Origin of the sequence: Acinetobacter colistiniresistens (genome assembly GCF_024582815.1) — a bacterium.
Lineage (GTDB): Bacteria > Pseudomonadota > Gammaproteobacteria > Pseudomonadales > Moraxellaceae > Acinetobacter.
The window spans coordinates 3,003,198-3,019,014 of sequence record NZ_CP102099.1; the positions used below are offsets into that span (position 1 = coordinate 3,003,198).

General features: G+C 41.6%; 13 protein-coding genes and 1 tRNA gene. 10 read left to right on the forward strand and 4 right to left on the reverse strand.

Annotated features, from left to right (window positions below):
- Nucleotides 1–85 precede the first annotated feature (85 nt).
- The 9 genes from NQU59_RS14460 (at nucleotide 86) to NQU59_RS14500 (ending at nucleotide 7,311) form a co-directional block, all read left to right on the forward strand.
- Nucleotides 86–161 (forward strand) — tRNA-Arg (locus NQU59_RS14460).
- A 138-nt stretch (nucleotides 162–299) separates the two neighbouring features.
- Nucleotides 300–1,235: an ABC transporter ATP-binding protein gene (locus NQU59_RS14465; RefSeq protein WP_005242001.1), complete on the forward strand. Its 936-nt coding sequence runs from the start codon at nucleotides 300–302 to the stop codon at nucleotides 1,233–1,235.
- Entirely contained in the window at nucleotides 1,232–2,005 is a 774-nt protein-coding gene (locus NQU59_RS14470) for an ABC transporter permease (protein WP_005242002.1), read from the forward strand. The genes NQU59_RS14465 and NQU59_RS14470 overlap by 4 nt, the downstream gene beginning before the upstream one ends.
- Complete coding sequence (queF, locus tag NQU59_RS14475; protein WP_257063898.1) at nucleotides 2,002–2,817, forward strand: NADPH-dependent 7-cyano-7-deazaguanine reductase QueF; 816 nt, start codon at nucleotides 2,002–2,004, stop codon at nucleotides 2,815–2,817. Before NQU59_RS14470 ends, queF begins: the two co-directional genes overlap by 4 nt.
- 33 nt (nucleotides 2,818–2,850) lie before the next feature.
- On the forward strand, nucleotides 2,851–3,510 hold the full coding sequence (locus NQU59_RS14480) for a hypothetical protein (RefSeq protein ID WP_257063899.1): 660 nt from the start codon (nucleotides 2,851–2,853) through the stop codon (nucleotides 3,508–3,510).
- 154 nt (nucleotides 3,511–3,664) lie between these two features.
- Nucleotides 3,665–4,807: a rod shape-determining protein RodA gene (rodA, locus tag NQU59_RS14485; protein ID WP_257063900.1), complete on the forward strand. Its 1,143-nt coding sequence runs from the start codon at nucleotides 3,665–3,667 to the stop codon at nucleotides 4,805–4,807.
- Between the two features lie 19 nt (nucleotides 4,808–4,826).
- Nucleotides 4,827–5,828: a lytic murein transglycosylase B gene (gene mltB / locus NQU59_RS14490; protein ID WP_005242007.1), complete on the forward strand. Its 1,002-nt coding sequence runs from the start codon at nucleotides 4,827–4,829 to the stop codon at nucleotides 5,826–5,828.
- 283 nt (nucleotides 5,829–6,111) lie between these two features.
- The gene (locus NQU59_RS14495; RefSeq protein ID WP_004654033.1) at nucleotides 6,112–6,723 is read left to right on the forward strand and encodes a septal ring lytic transglycosylase RlpA family protein; all 612 of its coding nucleotides are present in this window, start codon (nucleotides 6,112–6,114) and stop codon (nucleotides 6,721–6,723) included.
- A 135-nt stretch (nucleotides 6,724–6,858) separates the two neighbouring features.
- Nucleotides 6,859–7,311, forward strand: coding sequence for an Mpo1 family 2-hydroxy fatty acid dioxygenase (locus NQU59_RS14500; RefSeq protein WP_016652220.1), 453 nt, complete (start codon nucleotides 6,859–6,861; stop codon nucleotides 7,309–7,311).
- 40 nt (nucleotides 7,312–7,351) lie between these two features.
- Here NQU59_RS14500 and NQU59_RS14505 read toward each other — a convergent pair whose 3' ends face one another.
- Both NQU59_RS14505 and sthA read right to left on the reverse strand, forming a co-directional pair.
- Nucleotides 7,352–7,825 carry a DUF3465 domain-containing protein gene (locus tag NQU59_RS14505; protein ID WP_005242009.1) on the reverse strand — a complete coding sequence of 158 codons (474 nt, stop codon included), beginning with the start codon at nucleotides 7,823–7,825 and terminating at the stop codon, nucleotides 7,352–7,354.
- 78 nt (nucleotides 7,826–7,903) lie between these two features.
- Nucleotides 7,904–9,319: a Si-specific NAD(P)(+) transhydrogenase gene (gene sthA / locus NQU59_RS14510; RefSeq protein WP_004806376.1), complete on the reverse strand. Its 1,416-nt coding sequence runs from the start codon at nucleotides 9,317–9,319 to the stop codon at nucleotides 7,904–7,906.
- 189 nt (nucleotides 9,320–9,508) lie between these two features.
- On the opposite strand from sthA, the gene lipA reads away from it, so the two are divergent.
- Nucleotides 9,509–10,522, forward strand: coding sequence for a lipoyl synthase (gene lipA, locus NQU59_RS14515; protein WP_096911374.1), 1,014 nt, complete (start codon nucleotides 9,509–9,511; stop codon nucleotides 10,520–10,522).
- A gap of 60 nt (nucleotides 10,523–10,582) precedes the next feature.
- On the opposite strand, the gene NQU59_RS14520 is transcribed toward lipA, so the two are convergent.
- A complete protein-coding gene (locus NQU59_RS14520) occupies nucleotides 10,583–11,689 on the reverse strand; it encodes a beta-ketoacyl-ACP synthase III (RefSeq protein WP_257063902.1) in 1,107 nt (368 codons plus the stop codon).
- Between the two features lie 45 nt (nucleotides 11,690–11,734).
- Nucleotides 11,735–15,691, reverse strand: coding sequence for a DUF3418 domain-containing protein (locus tag NQU59_RS14525; RefSeq protein WP_257063903.1), 3,957 nt, complete (start codon nucleotides 15,689–15,691; stop codon nucleotides 11,735–11,737).
- Nucleotides 15,692–15,817 lie beyond the last annotated feature (126 nt).

The following is a 15,817-nucleotide window of genomic DNA, read 5'->3' on the forward strand; positions in this document are numbered from 1 at the left end:
TTGATGTTTTAATAATCAAGAAGCACCTTTATTAGAAGGTATATATTTACCTGCCTGTGTTTTTTGCCTATGATGTGGCACGCATGCGCTCATAGCTCAACTGGATAGAGTACAGGTCTCCGAAGCCTGTGGCGTGGGTTCGAGTCCCGCTGAGCGCACCATTGCTTCTTCTTTTCTGCACTATTTCTCTTATTTTTATAATCGTTCTGTTTTTAACACGCCATAAACCTATTTTTCTACTTGGTTTATTTTTTCATATCGCTCAAAATACGCGTTCTATTTAACAACGTGAGACGTTTATGACTGATGCTTTGGTGTTGAGCGATTTGTCCAAAACCTATCGTAATGGTTTTCAGGCGTTAAAAGGAATTGATCTGACCGTTCCTGAAGGCGAATTCTATGCATTATTAGGGCCTAATGGTGCAGGCAAATCAACCACAATCAGTATCATTAGCTCTTTAACCAAAAAAACATCTGGTTCAGTTGAAATTTTTGGGCATAACTTAGATACCCATCCTTCACATGCAAAACAATGTCTTGGTGTTGTTCCACAAGAATTTAACTTTGGTCAATTCGAAAAAACCTTCGATATTTTAGTGACTCAAGCAGGCTATTACGGCATTCCTAAAAAACTGGCCGAACAACGCGCTGAACACTATTTAGAAAAACTCGGTTTGTGGGAAAAACGCAATATTCAATCACGTATGCTTTCAGGTGGTATGAAACGCCGCTTGATGATTGCACGTGCCATGATGCATGAACCTAAATTGTTGATCCTTGATGAGCCAACCGCAGGTGTCGATATCGAGCTACGTCGTTCAATGTGGGACTTCCTCACTGAAATGAATGAAAATGGCACGTCGATCATTCTGACAACACATTATTTAGAAGAAGCAGAAATGCTGTGTCGTCGCATCGCGATTATTGACCGTGGTGTAATTAAAGAAGATACCACCATGAAAGGTTTCCTCAATCAGCTAAATGAAGAATCATTTATCTGTGATTTAGCTGAGCCAATTGAAGCCTTTGACCTCAATATTATTGGTTTTAAATTTAATCTGATTGATCCTGTTACTTTAGAAGTCACGATGGATAAAGCACATAACATGAATGACTTATTCTTGTTATTACAGTCACAAAATATCCAAGTCAGCAGTATGCGTAATAAATCCAATCGCTTGGAAGAACTGTTTGTAAAAATGGTCGAAAAGAATCTTGCAGGAGCGGATCAATGAATTTCAGTCAATTACAAACCGCTCTCTGGACTTTAGTGGTTAAAGAAATTCGTCGCTTTATGCGGATTTGGCCACAAACCCTGCTCCCACCCGCCATCACCATGAGTTTGTACTTTGTGATTTTTGGCAATCTGGTTGGTTCACGTATCGGTGAGATGGGTGGCTTTAGCTACATGCAGTTTATTGTGCCCGGCTTGATTATGATGGCCGTGATTACCAACAGCTATGCCAACGTTTCATCAAGCTTCTTTAGTGCAAAATTTCAGAAAAGTATTGAAGAACTGATCATGAGCCCGGTACCTTTACATCTAATCCTATGGGGTTATGTCATTGGTGGTGTCAGCCGTGGCGTGTTGGTCGGCTTGATCGTCACGATAATGAGCCTGTTCTTTACCCATTTGGAAATTTATAATTTATTTGTGACCATATATACTGTCATTATTACTTCATTATTATTTTCACTTGGTGGTTTTATTAATGCCGTCTATGCCAAGTCCTTCGATGATATTTCAATTATCCCGACTTTCGTATTGACGCCACTCACCTATTTAGGTGGTGTGTTTTATGCCATTAGTGCACTCAGTCCATTTTGGCAAAACGTCTCTTTAGTTAATCCAATTGTATACATGGTCAATGCCTTCCGTTACGGTATTTTAGGACACAGCGATGTCAACGTTGCCTTCTCTTTAGCTGTCGTGACGCTTTGTTGTGTTGTCCTCTATGCAATTGCCTATCATTTATTAGCTCGTGGTTCAGGAATGCGTGAATGAGTGTTGAACATTCTTTATTGGGTAAAGATACCCAATACCCTACTCAATATCAGCCAGATGTTTTATTTCCAATTGCGCGTGCAGAGTCTCGCCAACACTATGCGCATATTGAAGGTATTACTCAAGGCAAAGACTGGTGGCATGTTTTTGAAATTTCATGGCTAAATAGCCTTGGTTTGCCTCAAGTCGCCATTGGTCGCTTGACCTTACCTGCCAGTTCGCCCAACTTAATTGAATCAAAGTCACTTAAACTTTATTTCAATAGCATGAACTTCACTCAATTTGAGTCTAAAGAGGCTTTTATTGAAACCGTTGAACGTGATTTATCTCATGCTGCTGGCGCGAAAGTTGAGTTACAGCTTTTTCAAGTCGACGATTTAGAGATTTCCAAACCACAAGGAATCTGTATCGATGATCTGACTCCTGAGCGTTTATCAGAACATCCTGACTCAAGCTTGCTGCAGTTCGATATAACTGCAGAAGATGAGGTTGAAATTGAGCTGTACTCACATTTATTAAGAAGTAATTGTCCTGTGACTGGTCAGCCAGACTGGGGCACTGTTTTTATTCGTTTGCAAGGTAAAAAGCCTTGTTATCGCAGCATTTTAGCTTATATTATCTCGTACCGTCAGCATAATGGTTTTCATGAACAATGTGTTGAGCAAATATTTGCAGATATCTGGCAACTGTTAAAACCAGAAAAGCTGATGGTCTATGCAACTTATACTCGCCGCGGGGGCTTGGATATTAACCCATGCCGAGTATCAGATTTGTCATGGATGCCCGAGCCAATTCGCTTGGCACGACAATAAAACGAATAAATTTGATATAGAGGACGTTCTTCAATGACCAGTTATTTCGGGATTCTTCCGTCAGCAAGTTTGAGCCAGGACATTCAACTTGCGCAAGCCAACCGTGACAGTAAAGAGCCTCAATACCCTTTACGTGACAAAATTTCTCTACAGCTAACTGATGAGTTAATTGACACTATGTTGGTTCACTTGGTTCAACAATTTCCACCAAGTGACAAACGAGATACAACCGAAGGTCTTGCAATTAAAATTCGTAGCATTGTTGAAACCTTAATGAAACAGCTACTGGGTAAAGCTTCTAATGAACAGGTGCTTGAATCTTTAGCCTTCATGGAAAAGAGCCTGTTTATTGATAATGATGGCAAACAACGTATTGGTACTGTGCTACCAGATAGCCTCGTAAACGATATGAAGAAGAGCTTTGCAGAAGTCGCTGCTGGAAACGGCAAAGAACAACGTGATGCTTTAACGCAACAGTTTAAAAAGTTTGCAGATGCCTTGATCCATCACTTTATGACTGAATTCAATAAAACACTTGGTCTAGGTATGGTGAAACGCGGTGTCGCAAGCGTTGCGACCAGTGGCGTAGAAACTGCTGTCCATATCGTCATTAAGAAACTGATCCCAAGCTTGAGCCAAGTTGAACTTGAAGTCTTTACCAAGCACTTCGACCAACTTCTGGTACAAAAATAAGCTAACCATGATCAGAAAGCGACGATTGCAAAATCGTCGCTTTTTTTATGCCAAAATAATCACGTCTAAATGTCACAATTTCTAAATTTGCATTGTCTAAATCGGTGTTTATGTTAGCATTCGCGGAGCGTTGATTTACTTGATTTAGAATCGCATGTCTCCAAGCTCACAATACAAATTTTTGCGTCAAGCACCACGTGATGGCTTGAGTACCGCTAATCAACCCTCTCGTTGGCAACAACTTCACCTCGACCCTTGGCTGTGTCTATTTTTAGTCCTGAATGCCACACTCGGCTTAACTGTTCTCTATAGTGCATCGGCACAAGATGTTGGTCTTGTAAGTAAACAGGCCATCAGTTTTGCGATTGGATTCGGGGTCATGTTCGGTTTGGCTCAGATTCCTCCCAAAGTGTATCAGGCATTTTCACCTTACTTTTATGTATTCGGTGTATTGTGCCTGATTGCAGTGATGATCTTTGGTGAAGTACGTATGGGTGCCCAGCGTTGGATTGATATTCCAGGCTTTGGTAGCGTACAACCCAGCGAGTTCATGAAAATTGGCATGCCAATGATGGTTGCTTGGTTTTTGTCACGCAAAGCACTACCTCCCAGCTTCCCACAAGTCATAATGTCTTTAATGTTGATTGTTGTACCTTTTCTTTTAATTGCTGAACAACCCGACTTAGGCACTTCATTACTGGTACTTGCAAGTGGTATTTTTGTACTGTTCCTCAGTGGCCTCTCATGGAAGCTAATCGCGGGTGCTGTGGGTGTAGCAGGTGTTATTATTCCAATTGCATGGGAATTCTTGCTGCATGACTATCAACGTCAACGAGTCTTAACTTTATTCAATCCAGAAGCCGATGCACTCGGAACAGGTTGGAACATTATTCAATCTAAAACGGCGATTGGCTCGGGTGGTTTCTCAGGCAAAGGTTTTTTGGAGGGAACGCAATCCCATCTGCACTTTTTACCTGAAGGTCATACCGACTTTATTATTGCAGCCTATTCAGAAGAGTTCGGCTTGATTGGTGTTAGCCTGCTTATTCTTCTCTATTGTGCAATTATTTTTAGAACCTTCCAAATAGGTCTTCAAAGCTTCCATAACTATGGCCGTTTGGTTGCAGGTGCATTTGGTTTGTCCTTTTTTGTTTATGTATTTGTAAACGCAGGCATGGTCAGTGGTATTTTACCCGTAGTAGGTGTGCCTTTGCCGTTCATGAGTTATGGCGGAACTGCAATTATTACTCTTATGTCAACTTTTGGACTGGTTATGTCTATTCATACACATCGATAATGAGGAATTTTATAAACTTATGTTTCTTCCTACTTTGAATAAAACTTTTAAATTTTTGACTTTAAGCGCTGGTTTATTCTTGAGCAGCAATTGGGTACAAGCAAATGAATTCTACACCCATCCCAATTATCCTGCATTCAAACAAAAAGCGATGGCAACGTATGGTTTAAGCAGCGAGCAAATTGATGCAGCCATGAGCGGCGCGCGCAACTTGCCCAATATTTTAAACATCATGACACGCCCTGGTGAAAGTAAACCATGGTACGAATATCGTTCAATGTTTTTAGCTGAAGGAACCATCCAGCGCGGCGTTCGTTTTAAAAACCAGTATGATGATGTGCTGAATCGTGCAGAACAGCAATATGGCGTGCCTAAGTCAGTCATTCTCGGGATTCTGGGGGTAGAGACAGGTTATGGCGCCAATAAAGGCTCTTTCATCACTCGAGATGCTTTGGCAACACTGGCCTTTGGTTATCCACGACGTGCTGATTATTTTAGTGATGAACTCGCAGCCTTGATTTCTTGGACCTATAAAGAAGGTTACCCAACCAACAGTATCGTGGGCTCTTATGCAGGTGCAATTGGTTACCCTCAGTTTATGCCAAGTAATATCCAAAAATTAGGTGTGGACTATGATGGTAATGGCCATATTGATTTAAGAAATTCTGCTGCAGATGCCATCGGATCAATTGCCAACTATTTAGCTCAACATGGTTGGCAACGTGATCGCCCAATTGGCTTCCCTGCACGATATACAGGTAACAATCCTGATAGCATCATTGCCAAGGATTTAACCCAACCAACACCTTATGGTGAGTTGAAAAGATTAGGGATCGCACCCGTCAACCCTTTGGTCAAAATTGATGATCTCGACTTGGTCAATGTCATTCAACTACAAGATCAATTTGGTCCCATCTACTATATTACTTATCCAAATTTTCAAGTCATTACGACCTATAACAGAAGCCGTATGTATGCAACTGCTGTATGGTTATTAGGCACAGAAGTAGCTAGCCGATAGGCTAGCTTTTTTAACATAATGAAAAGTCAATAAATTTTTATTAAAAAAGTACATAGATTCGGCATATTTTATAAATTGTTACAATATTGATTATTTTTAACCAGAAACTGTAAGTTTTTGCCCTTTTGTAACTATTTATCGTGAAGGACTAGACACACTTCGTAAGCGATGAATATTATCGCCGCAAGATAAAGTAATTGCAAAAGTGAATAATTAGACATGTGCACTATATTTCAAGGCGTTTTATTGAAATAGAAAAGCATGTTCTCTAGGAGTTTATACAATGCAGTTTTCGCTAAAATATATTCTAGCGCTGACGGCAGGCTTAAGTTTAAGCCCGTTACATGCTGAAATGGTACAGTCTTCATCATTATCAAATGATGTGGAAGGTTCTAATTTGGCTGCCCGCGTTCTAAGCAAAGATTCTCAAAATTTTAATTCTCGTTTCTCTAACGTTAATAGTCTTTCAATCACTGAGAGTTCAGGTGACAAAGTACGTCGCCAAACGATTGCTGCTAAGATCGATATCCCTGAAGAAGAGCCTTCAGTGATTGAAAAACTGAATACTGTTGCTTCGAACACCGTTCGTAAATTCAGCCAAAGTGGCGTTGCGTCATGGTATGGCCGTCAATTCCATGGTCGCAAAACAGCAAGTGGTGAAACATTCGATATGAATGCAATGACTGCTGCGCACCGTAGCCTTCCTTTGAACTGTTACATCCGTGTGACTAACAAAGACAATGGTAAAAGTGTTGTTGTTAAAGTTAACGATCGTGGTCCATTCCATGGTAACCGTGTATTAGACTTATCTTATGGTGCTGCCAAGCAACTCGGTATGTCGAGCGCAGGTACAGGTAATGTAAGTATCGAACGCGTTGATGGTCCTAACTCTTAATCGTTAAGACCTCAACTAAAAAGCCGCTTATTGCGGCTTTTTTTATTTTATACATGCTCATTTTTAATGCTTTGCGCCCTATCCTCTTCTTCGGTATATTGAACACATAAAAATGAATACAGCAAGGAGCGCGCAGTGAAATCGATCGACGAATGGTTTGACGAATATAGTGACAGTCACCAAAACCAAACCAACAAAAAAATCCATTGGGTCTGTGTTCCCGCAATTCTATTTTCAATCATTGGTATTCTGGCGCACTTTAGTACCTTGCTGACCGCATTACTCTTAGTATTAACGCTGGTCTTTTATGCCCGTTTAGATATTGTTTTAGCTGTGGCGATGGCAGCGTTATTAGCAGTAATGGCGTGGTTAATTGTGATTTTACCTGTCGGCGTTGGCTTCTATATTGGCGTGTTTGTGATTGCATGGATCGGGCAGTTTTATGGGCACAAAGTTGAAGGTAAGAAGCCTTCATTCTTTAAAGACTTGCAATTCCTTCTAATTGGCCCTGTATGGTGCATGGACGCTTATTTAGCTAAAGTCCTACCTAAATGGAAACTTCGTCAAAAATCAGCGATTACAGGCTAATTTAGCGCACATCTTGCAACTGACTGACTAGGGAAGAAAGTTATTGATACATTCTTCCCTGATATTTCAGCCAGCCATCCACATGTTTGCCACGTGGATCGTGATGGGTCCAGTGAACAACCCCGCCTTTCTGGCTGTATTCATATTCCCCAAAGAACTCAACTGTATCACCTTTTTTAAGACCTTCGATTCTTGGCGCCAAATCAATATTATGCGCAATTAAAACCGTTAAACCATTCTCCAGCTTGAGAATCATTTTTTGATGTCTTGAACCTTCGTTATCATCTGGCAAAATTGCTTTCACGATACCTTGTGCCTGTACTTGCACATTGCTCCGTTGTTGCTGGTATGCCTGCATGATCTTCTGTTGATCATCAATAGAAACTTGATTACTTGAAGTCTGCGCAGGTGAATTACGACCTGAATTTTGTTTTTGCTTAAAATCAAAACCCAAATAAGCAGCAACTAACACAATGATGGCAATAATGATCAAATTATTTTTTTGAGAGTTCATATCTACTTTTCTCAAGCATAAGACAGCAAAATGCCAATCGATTTGATTGGCATTTTAATCATACAACGTCTAAACCAGTTAGAACAGACGATTCATACCATTCAACGCTGCAACGCGATAGGCTTCCGCCATGGTTGGATAGTTGAAGGTTGTTTCGACAAAGTATTTCAACGTATTGTTTGGGCTATGCATCACCACTTGTCCAATGTGAATAATCTCTGCCGCATTGTTACCAAAACAGTGAATACCCAAGACTTCTAAAGTGTCACGATTGAACAGAATCTTTAATTCGCCTACTGTATCACCTGTAATCTGCGCACGCGCCAAGTGACGGAAAGATGCCTGCCCTACTTCGTAAGGTACTTTTTCTTCAGTCAATTCCTGCTCAGTCTTACCAATCGATGAAATCTCTGGAATAGTATAAATGCCTGTTGGTACATCACGGATTGGCTTAACATTCTTTTCGCCTACCATGTTTGCACCCGCGCAACGACCTTGGTCATACGCAGCCGATGCTAAAGATGGCCAGCCAATGACATCACCCGCCGCATAAATATTTTCAGCTTCAGTTTGATATTGATCATTCACCATGAGCTGGCCACGACCATTTGGAACCAGGCCAACATTTTCCAAACCTAAACCATCAGTATTACCCGAACGACCGTTACACCATAAAATTGCATCAGCTTTGATTTTCTTACCGCTGAGCAAATGCAAGACCACATGGTCATCAAAGGTTTCTAAACGATCGATTTGTTCATTGTGACGAATCAATACGCCTTGTTCACGTAAGTGATATGACAATGCATCGGCAATTTCATCATCCAGATAGCTTAAAAGTTTTTGCTGAGTGTTAATCAAATCAACTTTATGATCGAGTCCAATAAAGATAGATGCGTATTCACAACCAATCACACCTGCACCGTAAATGATGATTTTCTGGATTGAATAATCAAGATCAAGAATCTTGTCTGAATCAAATACACGTGGATGATTAAAATCAAGGCCTTTAGGCTGGTATGGACGACTACCTGTTGCAATCACAATTTGCTTGCAAATAATGGTGTCTTTAATGCCATCCTGACCAAAAATCAAAACTGTGTTTTTGTCTTGGATATACGCACGACCGTGGAAAACTTCAATTTTATTGCGGTCATAAAAACGTGTATGTGTGTCGACTTGCTGCTGAATCACTTTATGCGCATTACGCAACACCTGTTTCATCGTGAATTGTTTCCACTCACCGACTTTTTGAAACATTGGATCACGTTGATAACGAATAATACTTGAAACTGTTTGACGTAATGCTTTACTTGGAATTGTTCCTACGTGTGCGCAGTTACCACCGAGTTGATCACGAACATCAACGATTGCAACACGTTTACCTGCTTTTGCAAGCTTCATTGCCGCGCCTTCGCCAGCTGGGCCAGAACCGAGAATTACTGCATCATATTTAACAATATTCCCACCAACGACCTCTTTCTTACGTGGCATTCAAAGCTCCTTTGTTTCTAACCGTTTTTGCTTTATATATGATAACCAATATGCAGGCAGATGATGTATTTCACAACTATATATTTTTATATATTTACATTTTCAAAATGAATACCACTTTTCATGCTTTATTACGGCAAATTTGACTATAATAACGGGATATCTCAAGTCAAAGGCTGTAGAAATTATATGTCTGAACACCGTAAACCTGAACAGGGTATAAAACTTCGTGGCGCGGAAAAAGTCGCAAGAATTCCTGTAAAAGTTATCCCTACGGTTGAAGTACCTCGCAAACCTGACTGGATTCGAGTCAAGATGACCGCTCCAGAAGAAGTTCAGCGTATCAAAACAACCTTGCGCTCGCAAAAACTGCATACGGTATGTGAAGAAGCTGCATGTCCTAACCTACCTGAATGTTTCGGTGGTGGTACAGCAACCTTTATGATCATGGGTGACATCTGTACACGTCGTTGTCCTTTCTGTGACGTTGCACATGGTCGTCCAAATGCTTTAGATCCAGATGAACCTCGTCATATGGCAGAGACCATTTCCAATCTCGGCCTTAAATATGCGGTGATTACCTCGGTTGACCGTGATGATCTTTTGGATGGCGGTGCTCAACACTTCGTTGATTGTATCAAAGAAGCACGTGAATTGAGCCCTAAAACCTTATTGGAAATTCTGGTTCCCGACTTCCGTGGTCGTATGGATATTGCTTTACGCATCATGACAGAATGCCCACCAGACGTATTCAACCACAACATTGAAACTGTGCCGCGTTTATATAAAGCGATGCGTCCAGGTTCTGATTATCAGCACTCTTTAACACTGTTAAAAATGTTTAAAGAATACTGCCCTGATGTCCCAACCAAATGTGGCTTGATGGTCGGTATCGGTGAAACTGAAGAAGAAGTGATCGCCCTGCTTGATGATCTTAGAGCACATGATGTTGACTACATCACCATTGGTCAATATCTACAACCCTCTAAGCAACATGCACCCATCGATCGCTTTGTTACACCAGAAGAATTCGAGCGTTATGCAGAACATGGTCGCAAACTCGGTTTTAGAAATATCTGGTCTGCGCCAATGGTTCGCTCAAGCTACTTTGCTGATCGCCAATACCATGGTGAACCTGTACCGGCAGTACGTCGAAAAGTTGATCCTGCCAAGAAAATTGCAGTTCAAACCATTGAAGCTTAACGTTTAGTTGGCAATAAAAAACACCACGATTGTGGTGTTTTTTATTATTAAAGTAAAAACTTAAGCAATATGCTTTTGTACCACAATCGAACCAACAGAATAGCCAGCACCGAATGAAGAAATCACAGCGAATTCGCCATTATCTACCTGCTCACCAGTACGATGCATCGCAATGATGACGCCCGCAGATGAAGTATTAGCAAACTCATCCAAGATGATCGGTGCACGATCAAGATCAGCGTCTTTACCTACCACTAATTTTAAAATCAGTTCATTCATGTTGGCATTGGCTTGGTGTAACCAGAAACGCTTGATTTGTTCAGGGGTTAATTCAAGTTTCTCTAATTGTGCCGTAATGATTTTCGCAACCAGCGGACAAACTTCTTTAAAGACTTTACGGCCATCTTGACGGAACAGTTTGTCATCCACCACCGCATCTTCACTGCGGTTTAAGAAACCGAAGTTATTACGAATATTATTTGAGAACTGGGTAAACAAATGAATATCTAAAATTTCAAAGCCAGATTTGCTTTCCGTTTCCTCAATGATCGATGCAGTTGCAACATCACCAAAGATAAAGTGTGCATCACGGGTACGATAATCCAAATGGCCTGAAGTAATCTCAACATTTAGCAGCAACACACGACGAGCACCACATTTCACTGCATCATAGGCTTGTTTCAAACCAAATGTTGCCGCAGAACAAGCCACATTCATATCATAGGCATAGCCTTGAATACCCAAGGCTGACTGGATTTCAATCGCCACTGCCGGATAGGCACGCTGCATATTTGAACATGCCAAGATGACTACATCAATGTCTTCTGCAGTGACACCAGCATTTTCCATCGCTTGTTTCGCTGCGATCACACCCCACTCCGCTTGGAGTGAAAGCTCATCATTACTGCGCTCTTGTAAACGCGGGCGCAAACGATTCGGATCTAAAATACCAGATTTTTCGACCACGTAACGGCGTTTAATCCCAGAGGCTTTTTCAATAAACTCAGGGCTTGAGCCGCGTAAAGCCTCAATCTCGCCTGCTTCGATTTGAGCTGCGTGGTCTTGGTTATACTGTTCTACATAAGCATTTAAACTTTCAACCAACTCTTCATTGGAAATAGATTCGGTTGGGTGGAATAAACCTGTACCAGTTATACGGATGCCCATGTAAAACTCCTGTAAAGAATGCTTCTAACTTTCATATTTCTCAGTTTAACCGATTGCTAATCGATCCCATAGTTTTTGTAATCTAGTTGGTGAAATAGGCAGCTTTGTTTTCATCGGCTGAGAAAACAAGGAAATTCTGAGTTCTTCCAACATCAAATACAATTCTTTGATTCTAAGATCATTTTTAAATTTAAACACTTTGTCCATCCATGGATCGACATCATCAATTGCAGCAAGGTCTCGTTGTAGATTATTGGGCAAACGATCTAAACGCAATAGCAGTGCTTTTAAATAGCGCGGGTATTCCTGCCAAATCTCAGGTGGACGGCTATACACAAAGTTTGCCAAAGACATTAAATCAAGCTGATCTTCAATATCATCTACACTTCGGCCAAAGATCGTCTGATCCAAGACCAATAATTCACGGCGAATCTGCTGCCATTGGGTAAATATTTCAGTTAAATCACTTAATGTCTGTTGACCATTTGCTAAAAACTGCTTTTTGGTTTCAGTCAGTAGTTGCTGAAACTCATCTGAATTTTTAGGTAGCTCCTGAATCGAAACCTGTAAGGTTGCATAGACCAGCATTTGTTCCAGTTTGGCACGATCCCCCAACGGCGAATAAGCCAATGCCAACGGCTTGGAAATCTGCTTTTTCAATTGACGGATTAAATCTCCCAATTGCATATGCACCAGACGAATCACCCCTTCACGATGTTGCTTGATCGCTTCATCTTGATCATTGAAGGTTTGAATCACCACGCCCGATTCATCTTTGGCATCAAGCTCAGCAAATCGCTTACTTGGAACCAACGCCTGATATTGCTTGACGATCACGCCCGTCACTTTTTGAGAGGCTTCAAATACAAAATTCTCAGGGAAGGTCTGGAACTCACCGGCTTGCTGTTTCACTGGACGATGAGTTTCAACACGACAACGTGCTTTTAATTCGTCTAAGTCACGGCCTTGAGCAATGAGTTTACCTTTTTCATCTAACACCTTGATAAAAGGCACCAGATATTGATCAATCCGCTCGAAAGAAAAATCTTTTTCCGTGATCTGCTCGCCACGTAACGCAAAAGCTAAATAATTAAATAGATGCTCACGTAAATGTACCGCATCAATGCCTTGCATCAACTTTTTTGCCGTATCTGGAATCGGAACCAGATTACGACGTTTATCTTTAGGAAGTGCCTTCAGTAAAGCTTCAATTAAATCTTGTCGCCAACCTGGAATTCCCCAAGACCATTGCTTTTCATCCACTTGCGGTAAAGCCTGTACAGGAATTTTAACCGTTGCCCCATCTTCATCATGACTTGGATCAAAACGATAGCTTGCAGCCAAACGTAACTGACCATTATGCAGATAATCTGGAAATTGTTGCGTGGTCGGACGATCATTCATCCACAAAGCATCGTCTTCTACAAAAAGATAACGTGGATTTTCTGTTTCTACCGTTGCGCGCCAATCTTCAAAGCTACGACGACTGGCAATTTCCTCTGGCACTTTCTCGGCATAGAACTGGTAAATGGTTTCCTCATCGACCACCAAATCGCGACGACGCAACTTATCTTCTACCCGTTCAACTTCTTCGAGTTTCAACAGGTTGTGCTTTAAAAACGGCGGTGTAACACCTAAATTACCTGTAGTCAGAGCATCTCGTAGGAAGATTTCATGTGCCGCAGGCTGATCTACTTTCTCAAAATTCACCATGCGTTTCGGTTCAATGATTAAACCAAACAGCGAAATCTGCGCATAGGCATTGACGATGCCTGCTTTTTTCGACCAATGTGGCTCAAAGTAATGATATTTCAATAGATCGCGTGCTGCCAATAAAATCCATTCTGGATCAATTTTGGCCAAGGTACGTAAATACACCTGAGAGGTTTCCACCATCTCAAAGGCCATGACCCAAGCAGTATTGGTCTTATGTAAGGTACTGGCAGGAAAAACTTTGGCCTTCTGCTGGCGTACCGCCATAAAAGTATTACGTTCATCGGTTTTGTTGGCGATAAATGAAAGCAAGCCAGTTAACAGCGCACGGTGTAAGTTTTCATAGTTGGCTGATTTTTCATTAAAACTGAGTTTTAAACCTTCAGCCAGTTCAACCAACTGCTGATGGGTTTGTTTCCATTCACGTAAGCGCAGCCAACTCAAGAAATGCTGCCGTGCAAACTGACGGCGCTTGTTTTCGGTTTGTGTATCTGGACTGGTTTGAATGGTATTCCAAAGTTTTAAATAGAATAGAAAATCAGAGTCAGCTTCTTTAAATAAAGCATGCTTTTGATCTGCCTGCATTTGTTTATCGGCAGGACGTTCACGCGGATCTTGAATGGCCAAGGCACTGACAATAATCAGCGTCTCTTTAAGTACGCCAAAGTGCGCACCGCCAATCAACATTCGTGCCAGTCGTGGGTCAATCGGCATACGCGCCATCATTTGACCGACTTTGGTTAAGCTATCTGGACTTCCCCCTTTGGTAAAGGGGGATTGAGGGGGATTATCTCTAGATGAATCTCCCTTGCGGAACATCGTTTGTTCCTCACCTCTTTGGGAAAGAGGGGCTTTTTTATCTGTTAATGCCCCCAATTCAATCAAGAGTTTGCGACCATCATTCACCAGACGAAAATCAGGTGGTTCAATGAAATCAAAATCTTCCAGACTGCCCAGACCTAAACTTTGCATCTGCAAAATCACGGAAGCCAAGTTGGTTCGTTTAATCTCAGGTTCGGTAAACTCAGGACGGCTTAAAAAGTCTTCTTCGCTGTACAAACGAATACAGACACCCGCAGCAATACGACCACAACGGCCTTTACGCTGATTGGCTGCTGCCTGTGAAATCGCTTCAATCGGTAAGCGCTGTACCCGTGAACGGTAGTTATAGCGGGAAATACGGGCAAAACCACTATCAATCACATAACGAATATTCGGCACCGTCAACGCCGTTTCCGCCACGTTGGTGGCAATAATAATGCGCCGTCCTTTACCACTTGGACTAAAAATCTTTTGCTGTTCAGCCAGCGCCAAACGTGCATATAAAGGCAGTACCTCAGTATGTCGAGGACCATACTTTTGCAAGGTTTCCTGTAATTCCCGAATTTCTTGCTCGGTACTGGCAAAAATCAGAATATCGGCATGTTCAGGATGACCACGACTTTCTGCATCGGCAAAACATTCTTCGACTGCTTGTACCACAGCACGTGGTAGATTTTCTTCAAAGTCATCGAACTCATCATCATCACTACCGACAATACTCAACTCGGAGATGGGACGATAACGTACTTCAACAGGGAAGCTTCGCCCTTCCACTTCAAAGATTGGGGCATTATGAAAGTATTGACTAAAACGGTTTACATCTAAAGTCGCCGAAGTCACGATGACTTTTAAATCAGGACGCTTTGGCAATAACTGCTTGAGATAGCCCATGATAAAGTCAATATTGAGTGAACGTTCGTGCGCCTCATCAATAATAATCGTGTCGTATTTTGATAAAAAACGGTCATTGGTCAATTCAGCCAGCAGAATACCATCTGTCATCAAACGGACGATGGAGTCTTGCGAACCTTGCTCATTAAAACGAATCTTAAAGCCAATTGATTCGCCAAGTTTCTCGCCCACTTCTTCCGCAATACGTTGCGAGACACTGCGTGCAGCCAGACGACGAGGTTGCGTATGACCGATCATGCCTGTAAGACCACGACCCGCCAGCATCGCAATTTGCGGTAGTTGCGTGGTTTTACCAGAGCCAGTTTCCCCTGCCACAATAATGACTTGATGCTTTTGAATCGCAGCAATCAGGCGATCTGCATATTGAGTAACAGGCAAGTCTTGATTGAGCTTGATTTGCGGTATACGGGCTAAACGCTGTTTAACTTTATGATTGGACTGTTCAAATAGTTTTTCGATGTCTGCTTTTTCTGTTTTCTTATCCTTGCGCAGTCGATTTAAACGGTGACGGTCACGTGCCATAACCCATTGATCTACATTTAAATGACTCTGCACTGAACAGCTTTCCTGAAAATAAAAAGAATCGCCTATTTTACGCCTTAAAACCTTGCTATGCAAAGAAAGCTTTTCTAGACCTTAGCCACCGCAGAGACTTAGCACTAAAAATTCAGATCTTGAATC

Coding starts and splice junctions, on each gene's coding strand:
- NQU59_RS14465 (WP_005242001.1), top strand. CDS start 300: ATGACTGATGCTTTGGTGTTGAGCGATTTGTCCAAAACCTATCGTAAT.
- NQU59_RS14470 (WP_005242002.1), top strand. CDS start 1,232: ATGAATTTCAGTCAATTACAAACCGCTCTCTGGACTTTAGTGGTTAAA.
- queF (WP_257063898.1), top strand. CDS start 2,002: ATGAGTGTTGAACATTCTTTATTGGGTAAAGATACCCAATACCCTACT.
- NQU59_RS14480 (WP_257063899.1), top strand. CDS start 2,851: ATGACCAGTTATTTCGGGATTCTTCCGTCAGCAAGTTTGAGCCAGGAC.
- rodA (WP_257063900.1), top strand. CDS start 3,665: ATGTCTCCAAGCTCACAATACAAATTTTTGCGTCAAGCACCACGTGAT.
- mltB (WP_005242007.1), top strand. CDS start 4,827: ATGTTTCTTCCTACTTTGAATAAAACTTTTAAATTTTTGACTTTAAGC.
- NQU59_RS14495 (WP_004654033.1), top strand. CDS start 6,112: ATGCAGTTTTCGCTAAAATATATTCTAGCGCTGACGGCAGGCTTAAGT.
- NQU59_RS14505 (WP_005242009.1), bottom strand. CDS start 7,825: ATGAACTCTCAAAAAAATAATTTGATCATTATTGCCATCATTGTGTTA.
- sthA (WP_004806376.1), bottom strand. CDS start 9,319: ATGCCACGTAAGAAAGAGGTCGTTGGTGGGAATATTGTTAAATATGAT.
- lipA (WP_096911374.1), top strand. CDS start 9,509: ATGTCTGAACACCGTAAACCTGAACAGGGTATAAAACTTCGTGGCGCG.
- NQU59_RS14520 (WP_257063902.1), bottom strand. CDS start 11,689: ATGGGCATCCGTATAACTGGTACAGGTTTATTCCACCCAACCGAATCT.